Genomic DNA, 12,428 nt, shown 5'->3' with positions numbered 1-12,428 from the left:
AACATGATGAAGCATGGATTTCATGAAGTGGCTCAATTCGCTCGACGAACTTCTGTACGAAGTGATGAGCTGGGTGGTCTTCTTCCCCCTTACGCTTTGGCAGGCGCTCTTTCGACCGATCCGTACAATGGAGGAGATCGAGCGCGAAGCCGCGCTGCCCGACGATGAACGCTACGCGTCGATACTCAGTCCGCCCCTGTTTCTGGCTCTCACGCTGTTGCTGGGGCACAGTGTCGCTACGGCGTTGGGCCAGACCGACGAAATCATCGCCAATCATCATGGTCTGGCCGACCTGGTCAACGACAATGCCAGCGCCCTGGTCCTCCGCGTCGTCGTTTTTGCGGGTTTCCCACTCTTCCTGGCAGCCCGCATGGTGCGCCAACGCAGGATCAAGCTCGATCGCAATTCCCTGCAGCAGCCATTTTACGCGCAATGTTATCCGGCGGCCGTCTTTGCGCTGGGTCTGAGCGTCGGCAGCAGTTTCGGGATGGACCACCATCAAGCGACGCGCATGGTTGGACATTGGCTCGTCGGATCGAGCATCGTGAACTTCTGGATCGTCGAAACGCGGTGGTTCGCGCAGGTGTTGGGGATCAGCCTGGTGCGCGCGACCTGGAACGTCCTTGTCGGGCTGCTGGAAGGCGCGACATTTCTCATCGCGGTGGGCTTTTTGTTCACCCGCTAGCGCAGACTTAGCAATCAAGGGAGAACCGCCCGCCCCACGCTTGCCAGGCGGTCCTCTAAGACCTGCGAAAGCATGATCACAGAAATGGCGGTTACAGCGCACCTCCCTCGGCCAGCGTCTGGAGCTGATCGGCCATCGCGCCCCAGCCGGCTTCGAAGCCCATCGACCGGTGGCGCTCCCACGCTTCATCGGTCCAATGGCGTGCCGCGGCGGTAAAACGCGTGCCGTCCCCGTCTTGCGCGATCTCGAACAGGCCGACCATGAACGGCCCACTGGGCTGCCAACCCGCTGTAAAAGCATCGGTGAATACGAAGCGGCGATTAGGCTCATAGTCGAGGACTACGCCCTCATTAAGGATCTCCTCACCGTCGGGGCCATGCATGACGACCAGGCTACGGCCTCCGGGGCGCCATTCGATCTCGCGTGCTTCGGCGCGCCACGGTCGCGGACAGAACCACTCCTCGAAGCGGTCGACCATTGTCCGCCAGACATCCTCCACGGGGGCGGCGATGCGGCGTTCGACGCTGAGTTCACGAATATTGCTCATCGTTTCTCTCCTCGGCACAATAGGGTTACGTAGCGCTTCAGGTGCCGCACGCTCTCGCGCGCCGCTTGCGGATCGCCAGTTGCCTTGGCGACGACGAAACCGCCTTGGAGCACCACTTGAAAGTGGAGCGCGAGGCTCGCTGCATCGACGTCGGCAACGCCATGGTCAGCCAGCGCTTCGGCAACGTCGCCTTCGAGCGTGCGCGCATGGCCGACGATTGCCGCCTCAGCAGCGCGCGCAATCGCGGGGTGTGATTGATGCACCTCCTGCGCGAGCGTGCCAGCCAGACAGGTGAAGGCGTCAGTGCCGCCGTCGATCAGCGTCTCGCGCAGGTCAAGATAGCCCAACACGCGCGCCAGTGCCGCGGGTGCGCGATGATAGTCCGCATCGGCGAATAGCGGCGTGGTGATCGCCAGCCAGTGGCCGGCGGCGGCCACCCCCAGCGCCTCCTTGGAAACGAAATGGTGGAAGAAGGCGCCCTTCGTGACTCCGGCAGCCGCACAAAGCTGGTCGATGCTGGTGGCCGCAAAGCCGTTGCGGCGGATGAGCGTCACGGCTGCGTCCAGCAGCTTGTCGCGAGCGCTATTGGAAGATCCTCGACTCGTCATAATGCAAACATACCAACCGGTCGGTATGCCGGCAAGGATCAGTAAGACGGTGTTCGGAAGCGATAGTCACAAAGTTCGGGATTGAAAGTCGGTGCCCCTATCGAATGGTAGGAGCTGAGGGGGGCAAACGCGTCCCGAATGTCCGGGCCCGGGTCCATGCACCCGGCCGTCGGGACCAGTACACAGGTCGTAAGACTTCGACCGGGATTGCCTCATACGCTATCCAGCGCAGATCGCTCTGCCGTTGGGGCCAAGGGCACAAGCAGCTACCCTTATAAGCGCGATAATGGCGGCTGCAGTGCGACCTCGAAGCTCATGGCTAAAGGACACGGAATGATCAGAATCGATATCTTATAACTCAGGCCAGTGGCGGATAAGCCGTGTACGTTCGGAAACTTCCCCCGATCGACACGGCCTATCCGCCCACCGACGTAGCTTACGTCGCCTGGTTCGACGATACCGGCTTGGCGGTGACGTCGAAGCGGTCGGCGTTCATGACCTTCACCCAGGCACGGATAAAGTCGCGCACGAACTTTTCCTCGTGACCGTTCTCGGCATAGACCTCGGCCGTCGCGCGCAACTGCGAGTTCGAGCCGAAGACCAGGTCGGTGCGGGTCGCCTGCCACTTCTTTTCACGACCGCCGCGATCATAGCCGATGAACTTCTCGTCGCTCGACGTATCGACCAGATCCCAGAACGTGTCGTTGTCGAGCAGGTTGACGAAGAAGTCGTTCGTCAGTTGCCCCGGACGCTTGGTCAACACGCCGTCGGGCGCATCGCCGAAGTTCGCGCCGAGCACGCGCAGGCCACCGACCAGCACGGTCATTTCCGGCGCGGACAGGCCGAGCAGCGAAGCCTTGTCGAGCAGCAGCTCCTCGGTCTTCACCGGGTGACGCGTCTTCAGGTAGTTGCGGAACCCGTCGGCCTGCGGCTCCATCCAGACGAAGCTTTCGACATCCGTCCACTCCTGCGTCGCATCGCCGCGGCCGCCAAGGAACGGTACCGCCACGTCGTGCCCGGCGTCGCGTGCCGCCTTCTCGACCGCTGCCGAACCCGCCAGCACGATCGCGTCGGCCAGCGACATGCTGCCCCGCAAGTCGTTCAGCTTTGCCAGGACCTGGCTGAGCTGCTCGGGCTCGTTGACCGGCCAGTCCTTCTGCGGCGCGAGCGCGATGCGCGCGCCGTTCGCCCCACCGCGGTGGTCCGACCGGCGATAGCTCGATGCCGACGCCCAGGCGGTCTTGACCAGCTGGCCGATCGTCAGCCCGCTCGACAGCACGGCGTCCTTGAATGCCGCGACGTCAGCGTCCGACGGTACGGTGCCTTCGGGGACCGGATCCTGCCAGATCAGCGTCTCTTCGGGAACCTCGGGCCCAAGGTACCGGACCCGTGGCCCCATGTCGCGGTGCGTCAGCTTGAACCACGCGCGTGCGAACGCGTCGTCGAGCGCCGCCTGGTCGTCGCGGAAGCGCAGCGCGATCTCGCGGAACTCGGGGTCCACCTTCAACGCCATGTCCGCGGTGGTCATCATCGTCGGCACACGCTTGTTTGGGTCGCGCGCGTCGGGCGCCATGTCCTCCGGTTCCGGGTTGACCGGCTGCCACTGCTTCGCACCGGCCGGGCTTTCCGTCAGCTCATAATCGTATTTGAACAGCAGGCGGAGATAGTCGCCGGTCCACTTGGTCGGGTTGTTCGACCACGCGCCCTCGATGCCCGAGGTCGTGATATGGCCCTGGCCGATTTCCTCGCTGTCGGTCAGCCAGCCGAGGCCCTGCATGTGGACCGATTCCGAAGACGGGGCCTTGAAGTGCGGTGCGGCCTTGGCGCCATGCGCCTTGCCGAAGGCATGACCGCCGGCGGTCAGGGCAACGGTTTCCTCGGAGTTCATCGCCATCCGCTGGAACGTCGCCTTCATGTCGCGTGCGGACATGAGAGCGTCGGGCTCACCGCCCGGTCCCTCGGGATTGACGTAGATCAGCCCCATCTGAATCGCGGCGAGAGGCCCTTCGAGCTCGGGCATGTCCTCGCTGATGCGCGTCTGCGCACCCTCGTTGACCCAGATCTCCTCGGCGCCCCAGAAGGTGTCGCCCTCGGACGCGAAGACGTCCTTGCGGCCGCCGGCGAAACCGAACACCGGTCCGCCCATGCTCTCGATCGCGACGTTGCCGGCAAGGATGAACAGGTCGGCCCAGCTGATGTTCTTGCCGTATTTCTGCTTGAGCGGCCACAGCAGGCGACGTGCCTTGTCGAGGTTGCCGTTGTCCGGCCAGGAGTTCAGCGGTTCGAAGCGCTGCTGACCCGACGACGATCCGCCGCGACCGTCCGTTACCCGGTAGGTGCCGGCGGCGTGCCATGCCATGCGGATCATGAACGGGCCGTAATGACCATAGTCGGCAGGCCACCAGGCCTTGCTGTCGGTCATCAGTGCCGTCAGGTCGGCCTTGAGCGCTGCATAGTCGAGCTGCTTGAACGACTCGGCATAGTCGAACTCGTCGCCCATCGGGTCGGGAGAGACGCCGTGCTGATGCAGCATGTCGATCGGCAGCGCGTCGGGCCACCAGTCCTTGTTCGTGCGACCGAGGAGCGAGCGGGCCTTAACCTCGCCGCCACCCTGGGGGCCCATTGGGCAACCGCTTGCCTTAGGCTGTTCGTAATCGGCCATCTTGGCGTCCTCTCCTAATGAGTTTTACCACCGTGCTGGTAAAATGCCGGATCTCGGGTACATTTGTCCAATCGATTATACGGGCGACAGCTATCATCGCACTCGATCACAGAGGGCTGTGAGCGTGTCGTCTGACGGTGCGTACATTCGCGATGATCCGGGTCATCATCATCGTCAGGCCGACGGACGTCGCGGCAACTGATATGATCAAGGTGTCGCCAAACTTACATTTACTGCGGTTAGAGGACGGGCGTCTTTAGTCTGGTTCAGAGTTTTTCGTCGTGACCGCGCCCCAAGTCCGCCCGATAGATCGTTGGTTCGTCGACCTCGAAAAGCGTGGCGTGTTCGCAGACCCGGCTAGCCGTGAAGGACGGGACTTCGTCTATCGCCGCAGCGCGGCGGGTGCATCGCAGCAACGTGAAATGCTCGTTCCGGCGTGGACCGAGAGCGCAAGACCGGGCGCTGGCGATCCCCGTCCGCACGACCCGATCAATCCGCAATACGACCCGGCAACGCCCTCGGCACCGGCCCCGATGCAAGGACCTCTGCAATGAAAACCGCGATCTACAAATTCCTCGGCGGCACGGCGTTTGCTGGCGCGATGCTCGCGGTCTGCAGCACGCCCGCTGCAGCGCAGGAGGCACGCAACGTCATCCTCTTCCTCGGCGATGCGGGTGGCCTGTCGACGCTCGGCGCCGCTGGGATCCTGGCGCACGACCGGCCGCAATCGCTGTTCATCCAGTCGATGCCCAACGTCGCGCTGTCGGATACGTCCGCGCTCGACCGATGGGTGACCGATTCCGCGGCCGGGATGACCGCGATCATGACGGGGCACAAGACGAACAACGCGATGGTATCGACGACGCCCTCTGGACCGGGCGGCCGCGCGATGCCGGTCAAGACCCTTCTCGAATATGCCGAGCAGCGCGGGCTGTCGACGGGTGTCGTCACCAACATGAACATCTGGGATGCGACCCCGGCTGCGACCTTTGCGCATGTCGCCGCGCGCGCGGACAAGGGCGAGATATTCCGCCAGATGCTCAAGCCCCGCTTCGGCGACGGCGTCGATATCCTGATCGGCAAGGGCCGCGCCGACGCCGTCGCGACATTCGCCGGCCCGGGCACGAGCGCGGAACAGGCGTTCAGGACCGCCGGCTACCGCTTCGGCGAGGATCCCGCGCTGGTCGCCCAGGCACTCCGGACCGCGGTGCTGCGCGATGCCGACTTCGCGCCGCTTCCTGCCGTGGAGGCGACCGTCGCGCAGCTCGCCCGCAACCCGAAGGGCTATTTCCTGATGGTCGAATGGGACATGCACACCGACGATCCCAAGGCAGGCCTGCGGCATGTCGTCGAGATGGACGACATGATCCGCCGGATCAGCGCGGTTGCCGGCAAGGACACGCTGATCCTGTTCACCGCGGACCACAGCTTCGGCCTGCGGATGACCGGCGGCAAGCGCACGACGCCGCTCGCGACGCAATATGATCCCGATGCGAAGTCGGTGATCAGCGTCGAACCCGGCCATACCGGCGAAGAGGTCGTCGTCGCCGCGAGCGGCCCCGGTGCGGACAAGGTCCGGGGTTTCATGCCCAACACGCGGCTCTTCGACATCATGCTGTCGGCATTCGGCTGGAAGAAGGACAAATGATCCGCTCTCAGCCTGCCTGACGGCTTTTTTCGTTGCCGGATCGCAACGCGTATGGCGAAGGATTAGAGGCCGAAAGCGGTCAGCCCAACGATGAATGAACGTACGAAGCTGGGGCGTGGGGTGAGGGTGCGCGTGATGTCCGGCAATGCGTCGTCATGCCTTATCCTCACCTTTGCAGCCGGCCCGAGCTGTCCTGCAACAGCCAGAAGCGGGTATAGCGTTGCAAGCGCGGGAGAATGATCCACTGCAGGGTCGCGGTGAGCAGCAGGGACGAGGGCAGGAGTTGCAGCGGCAGTGGTGCGTCCTTCAACACCGTGCGAACCATCATGCTGATGAGGAGGAGGACCGGGAACACCGTCAGCCATGTCGTCACGAACCGCTTCCACTTGCTGGCACTCGCATCGCTCGGCAGCTCGAAGGTGACGCCGTCGCCAGTTTCGAGCTGGCGGAGCGCCGTGGAGAAGCGGTCCGCGACAGCGACGTGCGCGCGCATCCTGGGGTCGTCATGCCATGTATCGGCTGCGGCGCGATCGTCGAAGCGAAAGAGCAGGTGCTGAAAGCCCGCCGTCTGACCGAGCCGGATCGCAGCCCGATACCCCGGCGCCGCACGGGCGTGCCGGTTCAGTTCCTCCACCCAGCGTTCGAAATCCTGCTCATGGCCGGCACGGATGGCCCGGCTGGTGATGATCGTGGCGGTCTGGTCAGGATCGATTGGCATAATGGCGAGAACAGACGAGGCGGCCGGTACGTTGCGCGGCCGCTTCGTGCATTTCGCCCGTGTCGATCCGCATCAGGACAGGCCTGTCAGCTTCAGCGCCTGACAGATCGTATAGCGTGTCACCGGACCGCCACGGGCCGCCGTGAGACCAGAAGCACTGCACGCGGCGATCAGCGCGCCAATCGTCGGGCGACCGTCACGATCGCCGCCGTCGCGGCGATAGGCGGTGATCGCATCCTGGATGCACCGGATCACCGGTTCATTCCGTTCATAAGCCCGGGCGCGGCGATCGCCATGCCGGAGCGCCATATCTGCAATGCCATCCATCATCGTCGACGGTCGATAACCGATTATCGCGACGGGATCATCATCGTCCGACACAAGGCCGGGACGTGTGGCCCGTGCCATGATCAGAACGGCGTTGAAGGTTGCCGCCCGACTTTATAATGGCACCGGACCGGTTACTTCGGTCACCTCGCGCCCGGCAATCGTGCCCGGCAGCCCGCATGCAGGCAGAGCGTCAGGGTCTTACGTCACAATGAATTATCGCCATTCCTTCCATGCGGGCAACAGTGCCGATGTCGTGAAGCACAGCCTGCTGATCGCGCTCGTGCGGGCCCTGCAGCAGAAACCGGGCGCGCTGACGCTGATCGACACGCATGCCGGCTGCGGGCTGTACGACCTTGACGGCGAGGACGCGCAACGCACCGGCGAGTCCCTACAGGGCGTGCTGCGGGCCTTTGCCGAGCCGAACCCGTTGCTGGACGACTACCGCGCCGCCGTACAGGCGGTGAATTCCGGGACCGAACCGCAATTCTACCCCGGCTCGCCGCGGATCCTCGCGCAGCTTCTGCGCCCGCAGGATTTGCTGATCCTGAACGAGAAGCACCCCGAGGACGCCTATACCCTGCGCGGGGTGATGCGCGGCACGCCCGCTGCGGTGCACGAGCGCGACGCCTATGAGCTTTGGCTGGCGCTGCTGCCGCCCCGCACCGCGCGTGGCGTGGTGGTGGTCGACCCGCCGTACGAACAGCCCGATGACCGCGACCGTATCACCGCGACCCTCGCCGCCGCGCACCGCAAATGGGCGCATGGCGTGACGGTGATCTGGTATCCGCTGAAGGACCGCGCCACGCATACGCGGTGGACGGGGCAGTTGCGCAGGCTCGGTATCCCCAAAGTGCTGGGGGTGGAGCATTGGCTGTACGATGCCGATCAGTCCGGCATCTACAACGGCGCGGGCCTGTATATCGTCAACCCGCCCTACGCCTTCACGCAGGCGCTGCCGCCTATGCTCGAAGCGCTGCGCGCGGTGCTGGCGCCGGAGGGGCATAGCGGCGAGATCACCGCCGCGTGGTTGGGCGATTAGCGTAAACCCGCATCGGCCCGCTCTGCCCGGCCGCAAGCAGCTGGGCTGCCAACGTCAGAGACCGGACGCTCTGGCAGGCAATTCGCATCGTCGAGAGCGGCCGTCCGTTCAGTACGATCATTCCTGATTTCCCACCTCCGGTCGGCGATTTCGAGACAATCTATTGGGACCAGTAATCCGTGCCGCCGGGGGGCACCAAGCTGCTGACGGTTCCGAAACCGGCCTCATGCTTGTCGTTGCCGAAGCGCGGGGGTTACGATAGGACGGCGAGATCGTTATAGGTCCGTAATGAAGATCGCTGCAATTTCCGACATTCACGGGAATGTCGCTGCCCTCGACGCAGTTCTCGGCGACATCGCCACCCGGCACGTGGACCAGATCGTGAACCTCGGGGACATCTGCTCAGGGGGCCTGTTCCCGCGGGAAACAGCCGATCGACTGATGCCTCTGGGATTGCCCACTATACGCGGCAATCACGAACGTCAGATCTCGGAGCAGCCTCGCGAGCGCATGGGATTGTCCGATCGCCACGCCTTCGACCAGCTGAGCGCTGAACAGCGTGCGTGGCTGACAGCATTGCCCACGACCATGCGCCTGTCCAAAGATGTGCTGCTTGTTCATGGCACGCCGGACAGCGACCTGACCTATTTTCTAGAGACGGTGACGGAGGCGGGGCTTCGTCAGGCCACTCGCGAGGAAGTTCGACACCGTGCGGGAACTGTCGATGCGGCCGTGATCCTCTGCGGCCATACGCATCTCCAGCGGGTGATGACGCTCGACGACGGGCGCATGATCATAAATCCGGGAAGCGTCGGTCTTCCGGCCTATGACGATGACCGACCCCACGCTCACCTAGTCGAAAGCGGATCGCCGCATGCGCGCTATGCCGTCTTGTCCAACGAAGGTGATGGCTGGGTGGTAGAATTTCTGTCCGTCGATTATGATTGGGAACAAGCGGCCCGTGATGCCGAGGCGAATGCCCGTACCGACTGGTCCAGACCTTTGCGAACCGGTCGGGTCTAGCACGAGGGTATCGTATTTCTCGATGCGAAGTGCGTTTCAGGAAGCCGTGTCGCTTCTCGAAATCCGGTCCTTCAGGGAACGGCATCAGCGCCGAGCCTCCCCAAAGCCAATTTTCTGCAGTCGCCGACCAAGCGTCACGTGTGAGCTCGACGCCATCAACATCACCGGCATCATCGTCAGGCAGCGTATGCGCCGCCGGGTTATCGGTCGCGTCCTGAAGCCTGGCACCGAAGACATATCGCAGGGTCGGGTTCGTTGCCGGGAATGCGTGTTGGGTACATAGTTTTTCCCTTTGCTGCCTTGTGGGAACTTAATAGCATTCATTTACGCCATCGACGTATCTGGTCGTCAATGCCTTGACTTGGCTGAGAATTTTGTACGTAAACATGTCAAAAATTATGCCATATTCGTTCGACGGCATGAGCACGGCGCTACGGGAATAATTGCGATGATTGTCGCGGCGGCAAACCGATAAGCAACATTCGCTAGGCAAGATTTCGAAAATATGGTGTGGATACGGCGACGTCGAGGAATGCCACGGCAATCATCGACCGTACGTCTTGATCGAGGAATCCAATGCGCGCGTCAGTGTTACAGGCGTCCGCTGCGGTCGGAACCGCCCTGCGCGGCAAGCATCCGAACGCCCCGATGCCTGCTCGCCAAAGCAGCGTGCCGACACCGAGGGGCCGCTCCGGGTTGCGAACCGCCACGGGCGACATTCACGAACGCCGGCATCGTCATCCCGTGCTTTCGCGTCGGGCGGCAAGCACGGCCGACCGGGGCGAATCTCGTCTGCTTCTCGGCCACACATACGGTTTCCATACCGTCGTCGACCCCATGCTCGGTGTCGGCGGTGGACTGACCGGCTGCCTTGTCTGGGGCCTGCCCGAACCAGGACTGAGTGCCGGTGACTGGAGCCGGTGTGCCGTCGGGCTGGACACCAACCTACCCGACGCTGCCGTGCAGGACCGCCTTGCTGCAGCGGCGGTCTCGATGTTTGCGGCGTATGAGAAATGGATGTCGGCATGACGAAGCAGTTGGACGGTGCCGTCGATCTGACCAACTGCGATCGCGAGCCGATCCATATTCCCGGCTCGATCCTCCCCCATGGTGCGATGCTCGTGGTCGATCCTGCAACGATGCTGGTCGAGCAGGTCGCAGGCGACACCCTCGGCCTGTTCGGCAGGGATGCGGCGTCGCTGACCGGGCAGAACCTGGCGGAATTGCTGAATGCCGAGCAGCTTCAGCGGCTTCGCGAGTTGCTGCAAAGCTCCAGCCTCGCGCGCCCGCGTCACCTGCTGGATCCGTTGCTGCGGGTCGTCCCCGACCGCGCCATCGATGCCAGCGTCCATCTGAGCGATGGCGCGCTGGTGATCGAGGTCGAGGATGCCGACCTGAGCGACCGTCATGCCGTCGATCCGCTCGCCTGCGTCCAGGAAATGTTCGACGGACTTGGCGACGCTCCCGATCTCCAGGCCTATTGCCAACTGGCGGCCGAGCGGGTGCGGGCGGTCGCGGGCTACGACCGGGTGATGGTCTATCGCTTCATGCCCGACGATTCCGGCTGGGTGTTCGCCGAAGCCCGGAACGCCGACATCACGCCATTCCTCGATCTGCACTATCCCGCGTCGGATATCCCGAAACAGGCGCGTACGCTGTATTTGACCAGTTGGCTGCGGCTGATCACCGAAGTCGATTACACGCCCGCGCCGCTGCTGCCGTCGATCAATCCGCGCAGCGGCCTGCCGCTCGACATGAGCCACGCGACCCTGCGTGACGTTTCGCCGATCCACCGGGAATATCTGCGCAACATGGGCGTCGACGCGTCGATGTCGATCTCGATCATCTTCGAAGGCAGGCTTTGGGGGCTGATCGCCTGTCACCATCATACGCCGCGCCGCCTGCCGCGTCATCTCCGCGGCGTCTGCGAGCTGTTCGGATCGATGTTCTCGCTGCAACTCGAAGTGCGGCTGCGCGCCGAGCAGCTCGAGGCCCGGTTGCTGTCCCGCAAGGCGCTGTCCGGCATCATGCACGCGCTGGCGAGCGAGGACGATTACGGTGCCGGGCTGGTCGCGCAGCAGCAGCAGCTGCTCGACTACATAGAAGCGGGTGGTCTTGCGCTGCGGGTGGGGCAGACCCGTGGCGGTGTCGCTATCCGCGTCAACAGCGGCATCACCGCGCTGGGCAATACGCCCGATGACGACCAGATTGGCGCCCTGACAGACTGGCTGACCCTGCGCATGGGCACGTTCGAAGGGGTGTATGCCACGGATCGGCTGGGCGAAGATTATCCGCCGGCCAAGGCCTATGCGGAGATCGCCTCCGGGTTGCTTGCCGTGTCCGTCTCGCGCGAACCGCGCGACTTCGTGCTGTGGTTCAGGCCCGAGGTCGTCGAGACCGTGCAATGGGGCGGCGATCCGACCAAGCCCATGGAGGTCGGTCCGAACGGCATCCGGCTGACGCCGCGCAAATCCTTCGAGGCGTGGACCGAAACCGTGCGCGGCCGGTCGACCCCCTGGTCGCCGTCCGACAACGATGCTGCGTTCGACCTGCGGGTGTCGCTGCTGGAGGTCGTCCTGCGGCGGATCGATGCTGCCGCACGCGAACGGCTGCGCGCCTGGCAGCAGGAACAATTGCTGATGGCCGAACTCGACCACCGGGTGAAGAACACCTTGGCCAGCATTCAGGCGATGGTGGCGCAGACAAGCCGAAGTGCGTCCTCGCTCGCTGCTTTCACCCATGGGCTCGACCGGCGAATCCGGTCGATGTCGCGCGCGCACAGCCTGCTCACTCAGAGTCGATGGGAAGGCGTGTCGCTCATCGTGCTGATCCAACAGGAGCTAGACGCGTATCGGGCGGAGCATGCGAACGTCACGATCACCGGTCCGGATGTGATGCTTCTCCCGAAAGCGGCACTGGCGCTGTCGTTGGCGATCCACGAGCTTGCCACCAACGCCGGCAAATACGGGGCCTTGTCGGCCGCCGGCGGTCATGTCGACATTCGTTGGCAGTTTGACCCGCAGGCCGGACTGGAGCTGCGATGGCAGGAAAGCGGCGGTCCTCCGGTCAGCAAGCCCACACGGCGCGGTTTCGGATCGACCTTGATCGAGCGGGCCTTGGCGCTGGAAACGAGCGGATCTTCGACCCTGACGTTCGACCCAGGCGGGG

General features: G+C 63.8%; 11 protein-coding genes. 6 read left to right on the top strand and 5 right to left on the bottom strand.

Translation table 11 applies throughout. The annotated features are described in order from the left end of the window. The first annotated feature begins 13 nt into the window (after positions 1 to 13). Complete coding sequence (locus sphst_RS09930) at positions 14 to 685, top strand: hypothetical protein (RefSeq protein ID WP_031393621.1); 672 nt, start codon at positions 14 to 16, stop codon at positions 683 to 685. A 91-nt stretch (positions 686 to 776) separates the two neighbouring features. Here the strand turns inward: sphst_RS09930 and sphst_RS09925 are convergent, their stop codons facing one another. From sphst_RS09925 to katG, 3 genes are all read right to left on the bottom strand, one after another. After that, positions 777 to 1,232 carry an SRPBCC domain-containing protein gene (locus tag sphst_RS09925; RefSeq protein ID WP_031393620.1) on the bottom strand — a complete coding sequence of 152 codons (456 nt, stop codon included), beginning with the start codon at positions 1,230 to 1,232 and terminating at the stop codon, positions 777 to 779. After that, positions 1,229 to 1,840 carry a TetR/AcrR family transcriptional regulator gene (locus sphst_RS09920; protein ID WP_031393619.1) on the bottom strand — a complete coding sequence of 204 codons (612 nt, stop codon included), beginning with the start codon at positions 1,838 to 1,840 and terminating at the stop codon, positions 1,229 to 1,231. The genes sphst_RS09925 and sphst_RS09920 overlap by 4 nt, the downstream gene beginning before the upstream one ends. Positions 1,841 to 2,276: 436 nt before the next feature. Beyond that, on the bottom strand, positions 2,277 to 4,463 hold the full coding sequence (gene katG, locus sphst_RS09915) for a catalase/peroxidase HPI (protein ID WP_234387555.1): 2,187 nt from the start codon (positions 4,461 to 4,463) through the stop codon (positions 2,277 to 2,279). 589 nt (positions 4,464 to 5,052) lie between these two features. On the opposite strand from katG, the gene sphst_RS09910 reads away from it, so the two are divergent. Beyond that, entirely contained in the window at positions 5,053 to 6,150 is a 1,098-nt protein-coding gene (locus sphst_RS09910; protein ID WP_043156644.1) for an alkaline phosphatase, read from the top strand. 166 nt (positions 6,151 to 6,316) lie between these two features. On the opposite strand, the gene sphst_RS09905 is transcribed toward sphst_RS09910, so the two are convergent. Together sphst_RS09905 and sphst_RS09900 are read right to left on the bottom strand one after the other, a co-directional pair. After that, positions 6,317 to 6,868, bottom strand: a complete 552-nt coding sequence (locus sphst_RS09905) for a hypothetical protein (protein WP_031393616.1) — start codon at positions 6,866 to 6,868, stop codon at positions 6,317 to 6,319. A gap of 72 nt (positions 6,869 to 6,940) precedes the next feature. Further along, on the bottom strand, positions 6,941 to 7,276 hold the full coding sequence (locus sphst_RS09900; RefSeq protein ID WP_234387554.1) for a hypothetical protein: 336 nt from the start codon (positions 7,274 to 7,276) through the stop codon (positions 6,941 to 6,943). Between the two features lie 130 nt (positions 7,277 to 7,406). Here sphst_RS09900 and sphst_RS09895 point away from each other — a divergent pair, with 130 nt between their 5' ends. The 4 genes from sphst_RS09895 to sphst_RS09880 form a co-directional block, all read left to right on the top strand. After that, the gene (locus sphst_RS09895) at positions 7,407 to 8,237 is read left to right on the top strand and encodes a 23S rRNA (adenine(2030)-N(6))-methyltransferase RlmJ (protein WP_031393614.1); all 831 of its coding nucleotides are present in this window, start codon (positions 7,407 to 7,409) and stop codon (positions 8,235 to 8,237) included. 288 nt (positions 8,238 to 8,525) lie between these two features. Then, on the top strand, positions 8,526 to 9,260 hold the full coding sequence (locus tag sphst_RS09890; protein ID WP_031393613.1) for a metallophosphoesterase family protein: 735 nt from the start codon (positions 8,526 to 8,528) through the stop codon (positions 9,258 to 9,260). A gap of 696 nt (positions 9,261 to 9,956) precedes the next feature. Beyond that, complete coding sequence (locus sphst_RS20470; protein WP_234387553.1) at positions 9,957 to 10,289, top strand: hypothetical protein; 333 nt, start codon at positions 9,957 to 9,959, stop codon at positions 10,287 to 10,289. Next, positions 10,286 to 12,428, top strand: a 2,143-nt coding sequence (locus sphst_RS09880; protein WP_107045474.1) for an HWE histidine kinase domain-containing protein, incomplete at its 3' end; no start/stop codon positions are given. The genes sphst_RS20470 and sphst_RS09880, both read left to right, overlap by 4 nt.

It is taken from the genome of Sphingomonas sp. STIS6.2, from assembly GCF_000732685.2.
Lineage (GTDB): Bacteria > Pseudomonadota > Alphaproteobacteria > Sphingomonadales > Sphingomonadaceae > Sphingomonas > Sphingomonas aerolata.
The sequence above is the reverse complement of the archived record's forward strand: the minus strand, read 5'-3'. Positions and strand labels throughout refer to the sequence as shown.

What these genes read in the sequence shown, in the direction of transcription:
- sphst_RS09930 (WP_031393621.1), top strand. Translation starts at nt 14, where the DNA reads ATGGATTTCATGAAGTGGCTCAATTCGCTCGACGAACTTCTGTACGAA.
- sphst_RS09925 (WP_031393620.1), bottom strand. Translation starts at nt 1,232, where the DNA reads ATGAGCAATATTCGTGAACTCAGCGTCGAACGCCGCATCGCCGCCCCC.
- sphst_RS09920 (WP_031393619.1), bottom strand. Translation starts at nt 1,840, where the DNA reads ATGACGAGTCGAGGATCTTCCAATAGCGCTCGCGACAAGCTGCTGGAC.
- katG (WP_234387555.1), bottom strand. Translation starts at nt 4,463, where the DNA reads ATGGGCCCCCAGGGTGGCGGCGAGGTTAAGGCCCGCTCGCTCCTCGGT.
- sphst_RS09910 (WP_043156644.1), top strand. Translation starts at nt 5,053, where the DNA reads ATGAAAACCGCGATCTACAAATTCCTCGGCGGCACGGCGTTTGCTGGC.
- sphst_RS09905 (WP_031393616.1), bottom strand. Translation starts at nt 6,868, where the DNA reads ATGCCAATCGATCCTGACCAGACCGCCACGATCATCACCAGCCGGGCC.
- sphst_RS09900 (WP_234387554.1), bottom strand. Translation starts at nt 7,276, where the DNA reads ATGGCACGGGCCACACGTCCCGGCCTTGTGTCGGACGATGATGATCCC.
- sphst_RS09895 (WP_031393614.1), top strand. Translation starts at nt 7,407, where the DNA reads ATGAATTATCGCCATTCCTTCCATGCGGGCAACAGTGCCGATGTCGTG.
- sphst_RS09890 (WP_031393613.1), top strand. Translation starts at nt 8,526, where the DNA reads ATGAAGATCGCTGCAATTTCCGACATTCACGGGAATGTCGCTGCCCTC.